Source organism: Xylanibacter rodentium (assembly GCF_013166575.1).
GTDB lineage: Bacteria > Bacteroidota > Bacteroidia > Bacteroidales > Bacteroidaceae > Prevotella > Prevotella rodentium.
Map to the genome: position 1 here is coordinate 76,652 of NZ_JABKKE010000004.1, position 18,687 is coordinate 95,338.

At 47.1% G+C, this 18,687-nt stretch carries 10 protein-coding genes and 1 pseudogene; 6 read left to right on the top strand and 5 right to left on the bottom strand.

Features of this window, described 5'->3' with window-relative positions:
- Positions 1–19 precede the first annotated feature (19 nt).
- A complete protein-coding gene (locus HPS55_RS03710; RefSeq protein WP_172176448.1) occupies positions 20–1,504 on the bottom strand; it encodes a rhamnulokinase in 1,485 nt (494 codons plus the stop codon).
- 418 nt (positions 1,505–1,922) lie between these two features.
- On the opposite strand from HPS55_RS03710, the gene nhaD reads away from it, so the two are divergent.
- Positions 1,923–3,266 carry a sodium:proton antiporter NhaD gene (gene nhaD / locus HPS55_RS03715; protein WP_172176446.1) on the top strand — a complete coding sequence of 448 codons (1,344 nt, stop codon included), beginning with the start codon at positions 1,923–1,925 and terminating at the stop codon, positions 3,264–3,266.
- A gap of 93 nt (positions 3,267–3,359) precedes the next feature.
- Here nhaD and HPS55_RS03720 read toward each other — a convergent pair whose 3' ends face one another.
- The 4 genes from HPS55_RS03720 to cysK all read right to left on the bottom strand — a co-directional run bounded on the left by HPS55_RS03720 (position 3,360) and on the right by cysK (position 11,399).
- Positions 3,360–4,232 carry an AraC family transcriptional regulator gene (locus tag HPS55_RS03720; protein ID WP_172176444.1) on the bottom strand — a complete coding sequence of 291 codons (873 nt, stop codon included), beginning with the start codon at positions 4,230–4,232 and terminating at the stop codon, positions 3,360–3,362.
- A gap of 31 nt (positions 4,233–4,263) precedes the next feature.
- Positions 4,264–7,065 carry an ATP-binding protein gene (locus tag HPS55_RS03725; RefSeq protein WP_172324691.1) on the bottom strand — a complete coding sequence of 934 codons (2,802 nt, stop codon included), beginning with the start codon at positions 7,063–7,065 and terminating at the stop codon, positions 4,264–4,266.
- Positions 7,066–7,076: 11 nt separating this feature from the next.
- The gene (locus tag HPS55_RS03730) at positions 7,077–9,887 is read right to left on the bottom strand and encodes an ATP-binding protein (protein WP_172324693.1); all 2,811 of its coding nucleotides are present in this window, start codon (positions 9,885–9,887) and stop codon (positions 7,077–7,079) included.
- A 564-nt stretch (positions 9,888–10,451) separates the two neighbouring features.
- Positions 10,452–11,399 (bottom strand): cysteine synthase A, encoded by a 948-nt coding sequence (cysK, locus tag HPS55_RS03735; RefSeq protein ID WP_172176438.1) that lies wholly within the window; start codon positions 11,397–11,399, stop codon positions 10,452–10,454.
- A gap of 323 nt (positions 11,400–11,722) precedes the next feature.
- On the opposite strand from cysK, the gene frr reads away from it, so the two are divergent.
- The 5 genes and pseudogenes from frr (at position 11,723) to HPS55_RS03760 (ending at position 18,684) form a co-directional block, all read left to right on the top strand.
- Positions 11,723–12,283, top strand: coding sequence for a ribosome recycling factor (gene frr, locus HPS55_RS03740; RefSeq protein ID WP_172176436.1), 561 nt, complete (start codon positions 11,723–11,725; stop codon positions 12,281–12,283).
- A gap of 405 nt (positions 12,284–12,688) precedes the next feature.
- The gene (rsgA, locus tag HPS55_RS03745) at positions 12,689–13,678 is read left to right on the top strand and encodes a ribosome small subunit-dependent GTPase A (protein ID WP_172176434.1); all 990 of its coding nucleotides are present in this window, start codon (positions 12,689–12,691) and stop codon (positions 13,676–13,678) included.
- 88 nt (positions 13,679–13,766) lie between these two features.
- On the top strand, positions 13,767–14,849 hold the full coding sequence (gene mnmA / locus HPS55_RS03750; protein ID WP_172176432.1) for a tRNA 2-thiouridine(34) synthase MnmA: 1,083 nt from the start codon (positions 13,767–13,769) through the stop codon (positions 14,847–14,849).
- Positions 14,850–15,489: 640 nt separating this feature from the next.
- Positions 15,490–15,687 (top strand): annotated as a pseudogene (locus tag HPS55_RS03755) (NAD(P)-binding protein); the annotation flags it as partial.
- Between the two features lie 72 nt (positions 15,688–15,759).
- On the top strand, positions 15,760–18,684 hold the full coding sequence (locus HPS55_RS03760) for an outer membrane beta-barrel protein (protein ID WP_172324695.1): 2,925 nt from the start codon (positions 15,760–15,762) through the stop codon (positions 18,682–18,684).
- Positions 18,685–18,687 lie beyond the last annotated feature (3 nt).

An 18,687-nucleotide genomic window follows, 5' to 3' on the forward strand; every position in this document is an offset into this window, starting at 1 on the left:
CGTTTTCTTATGTCCCTTTCTATCCCTTCTTTTCTACGATTTCGACAAACCGTGCGTATGCCTTGTCCCACATTTCGGTGTTTTTCGGCACGAAGCGTTTCAGTTCGATACTGTTGGCGATGATGCGGCGCATATCCCATATGTCGCTCACGTCGCCCGAGGCTTTGGCTTGCAACATGATGTTGCCTATGGCAGTTCCTTCCTGCGGTCCGGCCAGCACCTCCACACCGAGCGAGTCGGCCGTGAACTGGTTCAGATAGTTGTTGAGCGAGCCTCCGCCGATTATATGCAGAACACCGAGCGGGAATGATGCCATTTCCTTGAGGTATCCGAACACCTGACGGTAGCGCAATGCGAGCGACTCGAATATGCAACGGCATATCTCGGCGTATCCCTCGGGCACGTGCTGTCCCGTTTCGCGGCAATATGTCTGTATCGCCTCTATCATCGACGAAGGATTGGCGAACATGGTGTCGTCGGGATTGATGATGCTTTGGAAAGCCGGCTGTTTCATAGCCTCGGCCTGCAGTTCGGTGTGCGATTTCGGGGCGTCGGTCCATTCCTTGCGGCAGCGTTCGTATATCCACATGCCGCAGATGTTCTTCAGGAAGCGTGTGGTGCCTTCTATGCCTCCCTCGTTGGTGAAGTTGCGATTGTAGCTCAGGTCGTTGATTATGGCATCCTTTGTTTCTATGCCCATAAGGCTCCAAGTGCCGCTGCTCAGGTATGCGAATTTCTCGTCGCGTGCCGGTACGGCAGCCACTGCACTGCCCGTATCATGTCCTGCCACGGCTATGACAGGCACAGCTCCCAGTCCGGTCATCTTCTGTACCTCTTCGGTAAGCATGCCTATCTTTACGGCCGGATTGACCATCTCGCCGAAATTGTCTCGGTTCAGCCCTACGCTTTTGAGCAGGCGTTCGTCGAGTTGTTTGGTTCTCGGGTCGAGCATCTGGCTTGTTGATGCTATGGTATATTCGCATACCATCTTGCCTGTGAGCATGTAGCTCAGTGCATCGGGCACAAAGAGAATCTTATCCGCGTTTTCCAATGCCGTATTGCCGGCGCGTCGCATGGCATAGAGTTGGAACAGCGAGTTGAAGTTCATGAATTGTATTCCGGTGATGTCGTATACCGTCTTCTTTTCCACGGCTTTGTCAAAATACTCTTCCATCATTCCGAAAGTGTGCGGGTCACGATAAGCCAGCGGGTTGCGTAGCAGAGCACCGTCACGTCCCACACAAACGAAATCTACGCCCCATGTGTCAATACCGATGGAACAGATTGGCAACTCACGTTGTGCGGCGAGCTTGAGACCTTTTATTATTTCATTGTATAGTGCATAGATGTCCCAATAGAAGTGTCCGCCGGTCTCTATCAGATTGTTGTCGAATCGTGTCAGTTCTTCCAGTTCGATGCGCTTGTCACCCAAAGTTCCGATGATGGTTCTGCCGCTGGTAGCGCCCAAATCGACAGCGAAGAAATATTTCTTGTTATTTTCCATTGATTTGTTTTGTTAGCAGTGTTAGTATTAAAACTTCCATTTGCAAAGATAACATTTTATTATTAATTGACGGCATTATTATTTGATTTTTGTACCAAAAGTTTTGTCTGTATAATTTTAGCGTGGGACTGTGATGACGATTGTAGGTCATGTAATATGTCTTGTTGGAATTGTGGTTGAAGTAATGTCACAACCGTTCATGAGAGGGTGAGAAAACGATTACGTGAAAAAAAGCCCGTAAGGCAGTATCGCATACCGATTTTATTGTTACCTTTGCACTGAAAGCGGAGGTATGGCTGTCGCAGGCTGGGCGTAAATGCTTATGCGTCAAGCCTTCCGGCTTGGGGAAGTACTGTATGCTGCTGGCCATAAATGACGGAAAAACAAACTAAAAAAACAAATTAATCAATAACAAAAAATGACAACATTAACTCTTGCGATTGTCATCGTTTTCGTCGCAGGTTATCTGTGTATAGCCATCGAAAGCGTGACTAAGGTGAACAAGGCTGCCATAGCCTTGCTGATGTTTGTGTTCTGCTGGACACTGTTCATGCTCGATCCGGGCAGCTATCTGGCCGATGCGGTTGGCGAGCATGCCGCTTTGGCTGTCAGTGAGGTGATGGAGAAGCACCTCGGCAGTACGTCTACAACGTTGTTCTTTTTGATGGGTGCCATGACTATTGTTGAGGTTGTAGACCAGAACGGCGGATTCAATTTTGTGCGCGACTTGCTCAGTACCACAAGCAAAAAGGCATTGTTATGGCGCATAGCTCTGCTCACTTTCATTCTTTCGTCCATTCTCGACAATCTGACCACGAGTATTGTGATGATAATGATTTTGCGTAAACTTGTGTCTGAACGCAAAGACCGTCTTGTCTATGCTTCGCTTGTGGTCATTGCAGCCAATTCCGGTGGCGCTTTTTCGCCTATCGGTGATGTTACTACTATTATGCTATGGAACAAGGGTCTTATTACTGCACTTGGTGTGATAAGTGAAATTGTCGTTCCTTCGGTGGTGTCGATGGTTATTCCCGCCTATATCTTGTCGTTCTCGCTGAAAGGCAGCTTTGCTGCAGTTGACGGAAGTGACGAGTCGACAGATACGGGTAGCGGTCTTACGGCATTTCAACGCAAAGTGATATTCATGCTTGGGGTGGGCGGACTGATATTTGTTCCTGTGTTCAAGTCGATAACTCATTTGCCTCCTTTTGTAGGCATACTTCTTGTTTTGGGTATACTTTGGACTGTTACAGAAATATTCTATCGCAGTCGTGGTGAAGATGAGGGGGATGATACCCAAAAGCGTATCACCAGGATACTTACACGCATAGATATGAGTACGATATTGTTTTTCCTGGGTATACTTATGGCTGTAGCCTGCTTGGAGACCATCGGCGTGCTGACGATGTTGGGCGAGGGACTTGACGTGGCCTTTGACGGCAATTATTATATGGTTACAGGTATCATCGGTGTGCTTTCGAGCATTGTCGACAATGTCCCTTTGGTGGCCGGTTGTATGGGTATGTATCCTGTTGAGGCTGTAGGTGATATGGCTGTAGACGGTATTTTCTGGCAACTTCTTGCATATTGTGCCGGTGTTGGCGGCTCTATGCTCATTATCGGTTCTGCTGCCGGTGTCGTTGTGATGGGGCTGGAGAAGATTTCTTTCGGATGGTATATGAAGCATATCACGTGGATTGCTTTCGTGGGCTATATGGCCGGTATAGGCTGTTACTGGTTGGAGAAGACTTTCATCTTTTAGACGAATCTGTCTCAGAATTGAAAATGTGAAATTGGAAATTGGGAATGCAGAATGAAAAATTCAGCATTCCCAGTTTCCAATAATAAGAATATATTACCGTCTCATTCTCATCTCACTTGGTTTTCGGCCTGTCTTTATCTTGAATTTTGCCGAGAAATAGTCCGGTGAGTCAAAGTTGAGCCTATATGCAATTTCCTTTATGCTCAAGTTGGTGGTTTTGAGCAGTTCTTTGGCACGTTGCAGTTTCAGGTCCTGCTGGTATGCCGCGGGACTCAGTCCGGTGTATTCCTTGAACAGTTTGCGGAAGTTGGAGTAGCTCACTCCAAGTTCCTCGGCCACTTGCTGTATGGTGAGGCTGCTCTCCAAGGCCTCGCGTATTCTCAGTCGTGCGCGGTTTACCATGTCGACGTGGGCGTGGTTCTTGTTCAGCTCTATATTACGTTCGAGTGAGTACATCATGCCTATGAGATGGTTTACTATTCCGGCGAGCAGTTGTTGCGAGTATGCTTCCTCTGCCGTTGCTGTGGCATATGCCGATTCGTACAGTTGTACTATCACGCTGGAGAATCCTATGTGGTATATAGGCTTTTCACGCAGGAGGAATCTCAGTCCTACGCGCTCGTCTATGTTTTTCCCTTTGAATCCTATCCAATAGCTTTTCCATCCTGTTTCGGGATCCGGGTGGTATGTATGCCATTCACCGGGGAAGAGCAGAAACATGTCTCCCTCGTTCAATTCCGTTTCCTGCTGGTGAGTGCTTGTGAATACACCTTTTCCCTCTGTGATGTAGAGCAGCTGGTATTCGTTGAGTTCGCGCCCTTCTTCGACGTGGAAATAATATCCGTCGGCATGGCCTCGGGTGGGATAGGGGTCGCCCGGGGCTATCTCTTCATATCCTACGGTACTCACGGTGAGTCCCCACTGCATGTCGCGGTCGTTGGCTAAGACATATTTGCTGATTTGCATATTATTATTGCTTTATAGGTTGTTGCTGTTGTCATTCTTTATACACAAGTTTGCTTGTCTCGCACGGTATCCATATCCAGAATGTGGCTCCCTGACCGGTGTCTGACTTTACGCCGATGTCGCCTCCGTATCCGTCGGCAATGGCTTTACAGATGCTCAGTCCGAGGCCGGTGCCCTGTACGAAGTCGTTGAGCTTCACGAAACGTTTGAACACGTCTTCACACTTCTCCTTTGGAATGCCGCTGCCGGTGTCTTCGCAGTATATGCGTATACCGCCGTTCTCGGGTCTGTATCCGAGACGTATATGTCCCTGTGATGTGTGCTTTATGGCGTTTGTAATGAAATTGATGATGACTTGCTGTGTTCTGTCAAAGTCCATTTTGGCCCACAATGAGGTACATGGGTTTTCTTTGATGAATTCAAGTCCTTTTTCCGCAACCTGTTGTGCCAGTGTCGAGCACACCTCATCGAATGATCCGGCAAAATCAATGTCACGGCGTTCTATGGTAAGACCGGCCGAATCCATCGTTGATACCATCAGTATGTCGTTTATAAGGTGGAGCAGCATGTTGCAGTTATTGTGAATTATGCGTATGAACTCTTTTCTTTCGTCAGGACTGTCTATTGTCGACAGCAGGTCGCAGAATCCGACGATGGCATTTAGCGGTGTACGTATTTCATGGCTCATATTGGCCAGGAATATGCTCTTCTGCTGTTCTGACTCGTTGGCTTTCCTGGTTTCTTCGCGCAGTTTGTCCTGAGCCTGTATGATATCGGTTATGTCGCGGATGAGTCCGAAATATCCCGTTACGTTGCCCTTGTCGTCGTATTCCGGTATCCTGTTGACGGAGTAACAGCGTCTTTGTCCGTTGTCACTGAACAGGTCTCTCATGTTGAGTTCCCTTGTCTTTGGTGTTATGTCGTTGTGCAGCAGTTCGATGAAATTCCGTACCAGCGGTTTGTCGTTCTCGTCGATCACATGTTCCACGAAGTCGTCGAAGCTTATTTTTTTCTCGTAGTTGCGCGGGTCCTTGAAGAATGTTATCTCGCGGTTTGCAAATGAAGAATGCCATACTTTCATGTCGCTCTCGTTTAGCAGATAGCGCAGTTCTTCTTCGGCTTTGGCTATCTTCATGTACAATGTGCGTATCTTCTTGTTGTTCTCGCTGCGTTGCAGATAGATGTTGCGTTCTTCGCTTATGGACCGCATGGTGAGAAGAATGTACACGAGTTCCTGTTTCTGGTTCCTTATCGGGCGTATGAACATTTCCGCGTATTCCAGCACTCCGCGCTCGGGAATGTTTATTCTTGCGCAGCAGTTTACATCTTCGATGTTTTCCGGTGATATGCAGTTGTGTATGTGTGTAAATCCGAAGAGGTTCTTGTTGCGGTAAAACTCGTCGTTGTTATTTTCAAACTTCATCAGACTGCGCATTCTTTTGTTGGTGCTTATAAGATGGCCGTGCTTGTCGTACAATGCCATTCCTATTATGGACATTTCGAATATTTTGTTGTATTTGTCAGCCAGTTCACGGCTCTTTTGTTCATTTTCCTGTTTTTCCGTGATGTCACTCAGTGTGCTTATTATGTTTGTTACTTTACCGTTTTTGTTGATTTCCACTGTCGACTGGTTGTACATAATCCGCCATATCGGATTCTCTTTTGTTCCTGTATTGTATCTGTATTTCATGCCGTCACCCCGGTACTTCCTGTTTATGATATTTTCGGTGTATTGCCACATGGCTTTCCTGTCGTCCGGATGTATCCGGTCCTGATATTCCTGTGCGGTTATTCCTGACGGTGGCAGATGATTTCCATGTATATTGTAAACCATAGGATGGATTATGTCAAGCCGGACCACGTAACCGTCGCTCATGTTCAGCGCTTCCTGCATTATCTTGTTTTTCTCCAATATGTTCTGCATGTTTTCTTTGATTCTTGCCTTAATCATCCTGTTGGTTATTGTTATTGCTATTATGCAGACAGTTATTATGGCGATGATAAACAGTGAAGTGGGTGACGCGTCGTTTTGCAGTCTTTCCGGATAAAACCATTTGTTGCGTATGTTGTTTATCTGTCCCGACTGTTCCATGCGGGCAAATTGCTCGTCAAGTTCATCGATGAGCTGTTTGTTGTGGCTGACAAAGCGCATGTCTCCACCCTGAATGTCGATGTCGCTCATTGCCAGCTTGTTCAGATTGAGCCCCTTTATCATCTTGGTGGCAGGTCTCTCTCCCCAGATGAAGTATTGGTATGTCCCGTTGTTCACTCCTTGCAGGGCCTCTTTGGGCGTCTTGAATATAAGCTGGCTGTTGTTTATGTCGTTTCGCTCAAGAGCGATGAACGTTGAATAATCGTATTTTTTCAATGCCACTTTGGAGTTTTTGTCTATGTCCTTGAGTCTTGTTACAGGTTTTGTCCCCCGACGGTATATGATCTTGATTTTATATGTGGACAGGGTTTTCCTGCCGCGGAAAGTGGTGTTTTTATATTTGTATCTGTTGTTGAAAGGCTCTATTATGAGGTCGGCCTCTCCATTGTCAAACAGTTTTACGGCCTGTTCCCATTTCTTTAGCATGAACACGTGGGGTATGTCCAGTTTGTCAAGTATGGTCTCCAGCACTTCTATGTTGTATCCGTCGGGTTCTCCATTCATGCTGTAGTACTCATACGGTGCGAGGTTCCAGTCGGACACGATTCTCAACGGCCGCTGCTCAGTGTAGTCCAATATGTTTGTCTTGTCTTTGGCATACAGTGACGTACAGCACCCTGACATCATTATCAGAACTGCCGTCAGGTGTATATATATGGTATGAAATGCTTTTGTAGTCATATCGTCTGTCATCAGATCAAATTGTTCTTTTTCTTGTTTGCCGTTACTTCGCATGGTATGGTTATCCATACGGTGGTACCGTTGCCCAATTCCGATTCCATGTCGAATCGTCCGCCCATTTTTTCCACAAGTTTTTTGCATATCATCAGTCCGAGACGTATACTGCAACGGTCAACGTCTTCATACAGCTCTTCACGTTCAAAGAGCTTTTTGAGCGTGTCCTCGTCTATGCCTATTCCCGTGTCCTTCACACATATCACGAGTTCGTCGTGGTGATATTCGTAGTGACAGTGTATTACGCCGGTTTTGGTGAAGTGGGCTGCGTTCGACGCTACAATCTCTATCACTTGTCCCACATATCCTGCGTCTATGTCTACCACGAGATGTTCGTAATCGTTTTCAATTACGGTCTTTACGTCATTGCTTATTTCCATGTTCCAGCCTATCATGCAGTGTGCGTCAAATATTTCAGCGAAGTCTGCCGGCATTTTTTTTATTTCCACCATGTCGGCATCGAGCCGTGAGAGGAAAAGTATGTCGTTGATGAGCCGCAACAGTATGTTTGAGTTTTTCTTTATCTCAGCCATGAAAAGCGGTTCGTCGGCCGGATCGTGTTCTGTGTTGAACAGTTCTGCAAATCCTACCACAGTGTTGAGTGGTGTACGTATCTCATAGCTCATGTTTTTCATGAACGTGTTCTTGACTGTTTCTGCCGCTTGCGCTTTCTCTCTCTCTTCCAGAAGGCGTGTTTCGGTCTCCTCGAATACACTGACGTCCCGGCATAGTCCGAAGTAATGGTCCAGATGCCCGTTGCTGTCGTAGATGGGTACTCCGTTCACTTGCAGATATATGTCCCGTTTGTGGCTGTCATTGAATATTGTTTTCACTTTTATGCAGAACGTTTTGGTTTTGCGTCTGTCCATGTTGTTTATCAGTTTCATGAATCTGTGCTTGTCAGGGTTGACCAGTTTGCTTGTGGCTCTCAGTTGCGACAGCTTCATCACCGGCTTCTTCAGATCGTGCGTTATTTCTATCTGTTCCTTGTCGGGATTGTAGTTCACCAGCCAGATACGGCTCACGCTGAGCGCGTAATTTATGTTGTTGAGATATTCGGTCAGTTGTTCCGAAGCCTTTTTTATGAATTTGGCTTCTTCTTTTTCTTTTTTTATGCTTTCTGCCAGTTCGGTCACGTCTCTTCCTGTTACGAAATATCCTATCAGGTTGCCTTCGTCCTTCAATATTGGCAACACCATCATTTCGTAGTTCTTGATGTGTCCCGGCATTACAGACTGTTTGTGTGCGTCGGTCTTTTCGTTGTTGTGGTCTATTATTGACGAAGCATACACTGTTTCCGGGCTCTTCATGTCGAATGCCACATTGTTGAGCACATTGTTGATGTCTGTCTGGCTGTTGAAGCGTTCTTCCTTGCCTGTAAATGTCTTGCGTGCACAGGTATTGATATTTGTCAATATTCCGTTACTGTCATATACGGCCATATCCACATTCACTGTGTTGAACACGGTTTGGAAACGTATCAGCAAATTCTGTGTCTCAAGCTGTTTGCGGTGTTCGTCGGTAACGTCCTGTTGGGTTCCGAGCAATATGTCGGGTTTGTCGTCCTTGGTGTGTAATATGGAAATCTTTATGTTGAAATACAGTTCGTTTTCGTATTCCGTCTCAAATTTGTGACCCCGTGTCAGCATGGTTTTCGATGTTGTATGTCCGTCGGATATTTCTTGTATTGCCTTGCGTATGTTGTTGAAATCTTCGGGATTGAAGAACATGGCGAAACTTGCTTCTTTGTAAATCTCACGTATGTCTCCGTCGGGTTTGAATGTTGTGAATATGTTATGTCGGATATCGTATGTCCACATCTGTATCTTTGCCGAGCGCATGTATAGTGACAGACGCTTGTTAAGGTTCTCGTTGTCTCGTTTCAAGTTGTTTTCCATTATTTTGTGTGCCTTGTGGTACACCATCAGTATTATCACCGTAAGTGCCAGCCCTCCGGCAATGTACCATACATAATTGGGTATCCGGCTCGGCTTCACTTCCGGATAGAACCACTTGTTCCGCATGGGTTGCAGCTCTTCGTTGATGGTCATCACCTCATATACGCTGTCTATCATACTGAGCAGTTTCATGTCATGTGACATGAACCGGTATTCGCCGTTTGGAATATTGATTGGAGAGATTGTGAGATTCTTCAGATTGTAGTTCTTTATGACGTATTTCAGAGACAACGTGTTCCACAGTACTTGCCCGCTGTCCCGCGAGTCCACTTGCTTCATAGCGTCGTAAATGTCGTTGGACGGCATTGCATATTCTTCCATTCCGTCAGTCACCATCTTGCGGTGGCTGAAACTGTTGTTCTGGACCACTACCTTATGCTTTTTCAGGTCGTTCATGTCTTCTATGTCACAATATTGGTCGGCTGAATGTGCCACTCCGTGTGTGAACAGTGCCACGACCGAATTGCCATAGCGTCCGAATTGTGAATGATAGTCGGTGTGCATACCCAGCATCAGGGTTGACTTGCCGTTTTTCAGATCTTGATATGCCTCGGCTGTAGGTTTCAGACGTATGATGTATGGTATGTCGAGCCTTTTCAGTATCGTTTTTATCAGGTCGATATTGAATCCGGCAGGGTCTCCTTCTTTCGTGAGGAATGTGTATGGCGGCAAATCCCAAATGTCTTCATATATGAGCGGGTGTTCCAATGTGTATTGTGGCAGACGCTCATTCTGTGCTCTTGTCTTTACGCTGACAGCCGAAAGACATATGATTATTATGCAGTATATCGAGAGTATTCTTGTGGACATTTAATAGTGTCATTAGATTAATAATGATATGTTTTTTATTGCACAAAGATACTGAAAACCAAACTAATAACCAAATAAATCCGTGTTTTTCTTTTGTCACTGACGGCGTGAAGTGCCTGGATGTCGGTGTTTGTCTTGTTAATTCTTAATTTTTTGCATTTCTTTTTCCGTGAAATAGAAAAGCCGAGAGGCCGTCTCTGCTTTCTTTACATACGTTTTTGGCATGGTCAACTTGCCGTAAGGCCCTCCCTGCAATCCCGTAACGGCCGTTTCGTGGTGCGACGAGGCCTCCGTTGCAGTGCCGTAAGGGCCTTATTGCATGGTGATAAGGCCCTCTCTGCTTTCTTGACAAAGCTGTGCCGGCGTAAAGTGCTGACAGTCAGCGCTTCCCTTTTGACGCAAAAAATCGCTGTTTTCGGGCCGTAACCGGAAAACAGCGATTCGGATGTCGTTTAACATATGTTAAAGTAAAGAAAAATATGAATGCCGGCGTGCCGGGAATATAGCACATGCCGTATGATTCCGACTTAACGGGCATGAATTATGCGACATCCCCACTTCCGGTTAGAGCGGATATTCGTCGAAGGCATAGAGCACCGTTGACAGATATCGTTCGCCTGTGTCGGGCAACAACACCACGATGTTCTTGTTTTCGTATTCCGTACGCCGGGCTATTTCGGTGGCGGCAAATGCGGCGGCTCCCGATGAGATTCCAACGAGCAGTCCTTCTTGCATGGCCAGTTGGCGGCCGGCGCGTATGGCGTCGTCGTTGTCCACGTCTACCACCTCGTCTATCAGATCGGCATCGTATATAGCCGGAATGAAGCCCGCACCGATGCCCTGAATCTTGTGGGGGCCGGCTTTGCCGCCGCTGAGTACCGGCGACGATGACGGTTCGACGGCTATTATCTTGATGTTGGGGTTGAGCTCTTTCAAGCGGCGCGCCACGCCCGATATGGTGCCCCCCGTGCCCACACCGGCCACAAAGACGTCTATGTTGCCGTCGGTGTCACTCCATATCTCGTTGGCGGTGGTGTCATAATGTTTCTTCGGGTTGGCTTTGTTTTCAAATTGCTGTAGTATCACGGAACCGGGAATGGAGTCGCGCAGCTCTTCGGCAGCTCTGATGGCCCCGGCCATGCCTTCCGCACCGGGCGTGAGGTGCACTTCGGCTCCGTATGCCTTGACGAGGTTGCGGCGTTCTATGCTCATCGTGTCGGGCATGGTCAGTATAAGCCTATAGCCCTTTACAGCCGATACCAGTGACAGTCCGACGCCGGTGTTTCCGCTTGTGGGCTCGATGATGGTGGCGCCGGGTTTCAGAAAGCCGGAGCGTTCGGCATCTTCTATCATCGCCAAGGCTATGCGGTCTTTTACGCTGCCACCTGGATTGAAGTATTCCACTTTGGCTATTATTGCTTTATCGATTCCGTTATGTGCCGAGAATTTGCCGAGTTCAAGCAGCGGTGTGTTTCCGATAAGGTCTGTGAGTTGTTTTGCTAATTTCTTCATAATTGTTGTTGTGTTAGTGAATGACTGGGCAAAGATACGGAAATATCCCGGAACAGGCATTGCCTTGTGTGTTAATAATGATGTATTTTCGTTGGGCTGTGTTCATAATGGAGAGGGGCGTGTTCGTCAAGCTGTATGGGAAGAGTGAAACTTGCTCCAACTCTGTCATGGCGAGAAAACGCGGGATTAGATCCGACGTTCTTGCGCCTGACGGGCAGTTGTTGTGCTATGGCTTTTTAGAAAAAAAAACTTAATTACTTGTACGTGTGGAATTAAATACTTACATTTGTAAAACGAAACAAACATATACACATTTATATATTATGATAGACGTAAAAGAAACATTGACCTCGGCTGAGGAGAAGATGGAGATGGCCGTGATGTTCCTTGACGAACAGTTGTCGCGTGTGCGTGCAGGCCGTGCCAACGTTGCCATTCTTGACGGTGTTAAAGTGGAGTCCTATGGCTCGATGGTACCTCTCAATCAGGTGGCAACAGTGTCAACCCCCGATGCCCGCTCGATAGCCATCCGTCCTTGGGACAAGAAGATGATACGCAGCATCGAGAAGGCTATCATGGACAGCGATGTCGGCATCACTCCCGAGAACAACGGTGAAATGATCCGTCTGGGAATACCGCAGCCTACAGAGGAACGCCGCAAGGAACTGGCCAAGCAGTGCAACAAGTATGGCGAGAACATAAAGGTGCAGATCCGTAATGTGCGGGGTGAACTGAAGGACAAGTTGAAGAAGGCGATAAAGGACGGACTGTCCGAAGATGTAGAGAAGGATGCCGAGAACGAACTTCAGAAAGTTCATGACAAGTATATCAAGAAGGTTGACGATCTGCTTGCCGCAAAGAACAAGGAGATAATGACGGTTTAATCCGCTTTTGTTTTAAGGAATTAAATGGGGTTTTACCGTTTTGTTCAGACGTTTATACCTATGTAAGTAGGCAGACGCCCTGCAAGGGCAACAAGCACATAGCCCGGGGCAGAGCGTAGCGGCACCCCGGGATTCAAAGATCGGACAATTTTCAACGCCCTGAAAGGGCAAAAGCGCACAAAGATAATATGTATGGCTATTAACGCTTTTGTCCTTTCAGGACGCAGGGAATTCCAATGTATGAATCCCTGGGGTGCCGCTACGCTCTGCCCCGGGCTATGTGCTTGTTGCCCTTGCAGGGCGTCTGCCTACTTCCATAGGTATGAACTTAAATATACAGGTATAAACGTTGAATATAAATGGTACAATTCTTTTAACTCCTGAAGATAAAGTAAAAAACAGGATATGAAAGGTTTGGTAATAAGAAACACCGGTAGCTGGTATACGGTAAAGACTGATGAAGGCAGGCAGGTGGATTGTAAGATAAAAGGCAACTTTCGCCTGAAAGGCATCCGCAGCACCAATCCTGTGGCCGTAGGCGACAGGGTGGAGATTGTACCCAATAACGAGGGAACAGCTTTTATCACTGCTATAGAGGAACGTCGCAACTATATCATACGCAAGTCGCCCAATCTGTCGAAGCAAAGTCATATCATTGCTGCCAATGTCGACCAGGCCATGCTTGTGGTCACGGTCAACCGTCCGCAGACCAGCACTACGTTTATCGACCGTTTTCTTGCATCGGCCGAGGCTTATCGTGTTCCTGTGGTTATGGTGTTCAACAAGACTGATATACTCGATGACGATGAGCGTCGGTATCAGGAAATGGTGATAGCCCTTTACGAGAACATTGGCTATGAGTGTCGTGCCGTTTCGGCTGCCACAGGCAGCGGCATCGATGGGCTGCGTGAGTTGCTTGCCGGCAAGATTACGGTGCTCAGCGGTAACAGCGGTGTGGGCAAGTCGACGCTTATCAACAGCATACTGCCGGGTGCAAATCTGCGTACGGCAGAAATCAGCGACGCTCACAACACGGGCATGCACACCACTACTTTCAGCGAGATGCTGCCTTTGCCGCGTGCCGGCGGTTCTCCGTCTGCCACACAAGACAGTAATACCGATGGCAATGTGCATGCCGATGGATATATCATAGATACGCCGGGCATAAAGGGCTTCGGTACGTTCGACATAGAGCCGGAGGAACTGACGGGCTATTTCCGTGACATATTCCGGTTTTCCAAAGACTGCCGTTTCAGCAACTGCACCCACCGCCATGAGCCTGGTTGTGCCGTGCTGCGTGCTTTGGAGGAACACTATATCGCCGAAAGCCGCTACCAGTCGTACCTGAGCATGCTCGACGATAAGGACGAGAACAAATATCGTGAGGCTTTTTGATTTTTATTAAAGGCAGATTTTAAAGCGGCTACGTTTTTTCGTCATGCCGTTTCATACAGTCGTATGTACAGATTGACGTTTTTATGATATGAATACAACAGACAATATTGTGGAAAAGAAGATAGCCGTGCTGCTCTCGGGAGGAGTGGACAGCTCGGTGGTGGTGTACGAACTGGCGCGTCGTGGCCTCAAGCCCGATTGCTTCTATATAAAGATAGGGCCGGAAGAAGAGGCCGAATGGGACTGTACGAGTGAGGAAGACCTTGAAATGGCTACGGCAGTGGCGTCGCGCTACGGCTGCCGGCTTGAGGTGGTGGACTGTCACAAGGAGTATTGGGACCGCGTGACGCGCTACACGATGGACAAGGTGCGTGCGGGCTTCACGCCCAATCCCGACGTGATGTGCAACAGACTGATAAAGTTCGGGGCGTTTCACGAGAAGCGGGGCCGCGACTACGACCTCATTGCCACCGGTCACTATGCTTGTACCGAAACGGACGCGGAGGGCCGTAAGTGGCTCGTAACCAGTCCCGACCCGGTGAAAGACCAGACCGACTTTCTCGCGCAGATATACGACTGGCAGCTACGCAAGGCGCTCTTCCCGATAGGACATTATGTAAAGGACGAGGTGAGGGAGATAGCCTTGCGTGAGCATCTTGTCACAGCCCGCCGCAAGGATTCGCAGGGCATCTGCTTTCTCGGCAAGGTGAACTACAACGACTATCTGCGCCGCTATCTCGGCGAGCGGCCGGGCGACGTGCTCGAACTGGAGACTGGCAAGCGCATAGGCAGCCACCGCGGACTATGGTTCCACACCATCGGTCAGCGCCACGGCCTCGGTTTCGGCGGTGGCCCGTGGTATGCCGTGAAGAAGGACGTGGAGCGCAACATACTGTATGTGAGCCACGGCTTCGAGCCGCGCACGGCCTACCGTCAGGATTTTCCTATCCACGACTTCCACTTTCTCACCATGCCTGTGGACATGCAGCGCATAACATTCAAGATACGCCACACGCCCGAATATCATCCCGCCGTGCTCGAGCAGACGGGCCCCGGCAGCTACATCGTGCATGCCGAACAGCCCATACAGGGCGTGGCGCCGGGTCAGTTTTGTGTGGTCTACGACGAACGGCACCATCGTTGCTACGGTTCGGGCGAGATAACGGTGTGACGTTCACATGACCGTGGAAAGTTTAGCGGACTGCAATATATAAAAACGTTGATCTGGAAGTGCAGAAGGACACTGTATTCCGTGATTTCGCAGCCTGTTACGACATCATGGAACGGTCTGTGAGCAATGCAGGTCTGTTGTCTGAATGGAATGTATATGCCGTGACAGCAATGACTGTCCATTGGTCATGGTATGGTTTTCAGAAAACGACGGATCAATTCGAAGCACCAGTGATTGGTTGTAATATTCTTTTTGATGTATATTGTTGATAAAAATGGTGGTGAAATAACGTGCGTTGGATATAAAATATATGCATATAAATATTCAATTAGAGGGTGGAAAATAGTACAATCAATTATTTTTACTTACTTTTATATAGAATTAATGTTAAATATATTAAAAACACCCGATGATATTTTTTTATATCAATTATTTTGAATATATTTGTAACTGATTTATAACCTATGAATAAGAATGTATTTGTTGCACTTTAATTACTGTTCAATGTCAATTGTATTTTGCAGATGATGGTGCTGTAGTACTGTCGGAGAAACTTTTTGCATAGATGAATACAAGATTAAGTGTGGTGTATATTTGTTCTACGGGCAGTTGAAATTATGACATAATAATATCATGTACCATGAAAAGTGAGTATGACTATCTATTGGTTGGCGCAGGACTGCACAATGCTGTGTTTGCTTATATTGCTTTACAGCGTGGCAAACGTTGTCTTGTGATAGATCGGCGTTCTCATTTGGGTGGCAACGTGTATTGCACAGAGACCGAAGGGATTCATGTTCATCAGTATGGTCCTCACATATTCCATACGGACAACAAACTCGCATTACTCGAAATGCAAATGGAAACTTTTGTTCATGGTCATGGATGACTTTATAAGATAAACACAAGTATGAAAGAATATAGTATTATACACATATTACTGATTTCTATAGTAATATTACTTTCTGGTAATACCACTGCTCTTGCCCAGAAAGAAGGGACGACCACCATAAGAGGCGTTTTGGTACATTCGTTTACAAGAAAAATGATTGAGGAAAATATCAAGATGGAGGTACTTGATCTTGACAGTACTTTGGTTGATTCATGCTTGAGTACCGGATATAAACCCGGTTGGACGGGAAATTTCTTCCTTATTGATGTCAAGGGCTTGCGCGGAACAAAGAAAGAATTTATTGTTCGTTTTTCTCATCCTGATTATAAGACGGAATACCGGCCGGTTTCAGTATCTTTTTATGGTCGGGCGAATAATGTGTCATTGGGAGATGTGGTGATGCGCAGGCTTAGCATGAAAGAAAAAGAAATAGCGCTTGGCGGAATCGTAGTAAAGTCGACCAAAGTTAAGTTCTTCTATAAGGGAGATACGCTTGTGTATAATGCTGATGCCTTCCAACTGGCCGAAGGCTCAATGCTTGATGCTCTTATAAGTCAGTTGCCCGGAGTGGAACTGAAAGACGACGGACGTATATATGTGAACGGGCGGTTTGTGGATAATCTTCTGCTCAACGGCAAGGATTTTTTCAAAGGCAAGAATGAAGTCTTGCTTGAGAATCTGCCGGCATATACGGTAAAAAACCTCAAAGTATATGAAGAGGAAAGTGATTTAAGCAAAATGTTGGGTACGAAAGTTGATGAGGGACGTTATGTTATGGATGTTCAGATAAAACGCGAATATGAGATAGGGTGGTTTGCCAATGCTGAACTGGGAGGAGGAACAGAAGACCGCTATCTCGGAAGACTGTTCGCGCTTAGATTCACTCCAAATTCACGCCTGTCTTTTTTTGCCAATATCAACAATCTTAATGACAAGCGCAAGCCCGGCAAAAACGGAGAGTGGTCACCGTCGGATCTTAATGGCGGTCTTACGGCAACCAAAATGGGAGGCTTCGATTACAATATATCGGACAAATGGAAAAGATACGACTTTGAGGGATTCGTACAGGCAAAAAATACCGGCAACGACTATCAAAGTCGGAGAGAACAACAGAATTTTCTTCCGGATGGTGATACATACGATCGATCGTGGTATAATGCCGATAACAAGGAAACAGAAATATTGACCGACAACAGTCTGAAACTTTATTTGGGAAAGGAAAAATGGTATAACTATATTTTGATAAAACCTTTTTTCCGGTATCAGCGAACCGAGTCAGACTACAACCGGTTGAGCGGCACATTTTCGCAGTCACCATCAGTCTATAGTATGTTGTACGACAGCTTGTTTACCGGCAACACCGGCAGTATGGCTCTGTTGAACAGGGAGTTGAGGATATTTAGTGGAAAAGGGAACTATATGAAAAGCCAAGTAACCATAAACAGCTCCATAAAAATGCCACATACAGAAGATGGTCTTTTTATTGTAGCAGCCACGAGCCATGAAAATTCAGGCTTCGAGTCGTTTGACAGATATTTCTTGAATTATGCGGCGGGGAACAATGATTTTCGGGACCAATATACGGATATGGACAGACATAAGTACAATTATAATTTCAGTGCAGAGTATTACATCAGGACCAAGAATTGGTTGTTGCGGCCTTTTTACAGCATGTCGCATCGTTATGAGAAGAAAACCAATACCCTTTATGGTTACAATATGCCGGATTCATTGGGAATGGGTGATGATTTGTTGCCGTCAGTAACCGACAATCTGATGCGCATTCTCGACCCACGTAACAGCTACCGTACCGAGCAACACATCACTACACACTATCTCTCGTTTGTCATCATGCTCAACTACAAACGCTGGAAAAACAGGAAAGGCAACGAGAGCCGCCTGTATATCCGCGTGGAGCCTTTCGCCCATACTTACGAGGACAAACGTATGCACTTTGTCGGGCTCATTGACAACCGCCGATGCATAGGCCGATGGCTGCCTTCTCCTCGTTTCAACTCGTCCTATAATACTCCAGGCTACCGTCACGAGCTACACCTTGACTACAGTATGACGGTGAACACTCCCGATATGTTCAATCTCATCGATATGATGTTCGACAGCGACCCGCTGAACATCCACCTCGGAAATCCGAATCTGAAGAATACTTTGCGTCACCGCATCGATTTCCGCTATCGTGCCGACAAATGGCTGCAAGGCACGGGCAGGATGCTTTCTGCCAACGCCGGCTACTCACATGTGGACGATGCCGTTGCCATGGGTTATGTTTACGACAAGACAACAGGCATACGCACCTATCAGCCAGATAATGTTGATGGCAACTGGGACGTTTGGCTGCATGTATATTTCACCACTCCCGTCGACCGTAAGCGGCGTGTTACGTTGAGCACCGCCACCGAGGTCGATCATGGTCATAACGTTGACCTTGTCAGTCTTGATGCCGCTGTGGCCCCGTCTCGCAGCATTGTGCGTCAGGTGTGGGCCCGGGAGAACCTGAGAATGGACTACCGTTTCGGAAAGAATAAGGTGGGAGTGCGAGGCCGTGTCGGCTATTCCAATGTCCGTAACAGTCGTGAGGGTTTTCAAAGCATCAATGCGGCCAACATTGACTATGGCATGAATGCTCTGTTGAATCTTCCTTGGGGCATAGAGTTTTCAACCGATCTGACGATGTACAGCCGCCGGGGCTACAGCAACCGTTCGATGAACACCGACGAGCTGGTGTGGAACGCCCGATTGGCAAAGAGTTTCGATAAGGGGCGGTTCACCGTTGCACTTGAGGGCTTCGACATATTGGGCAATCTGAGCAACATCAACTATACCATCAACGGTCAGGGACGTGTGGAGACATGGGTGAACAGCATTCCGCAGTATGCCATGCTGCGTGCTGTTTACAAGCTGAACAAACAACCGAAAAAGAAATAGTAT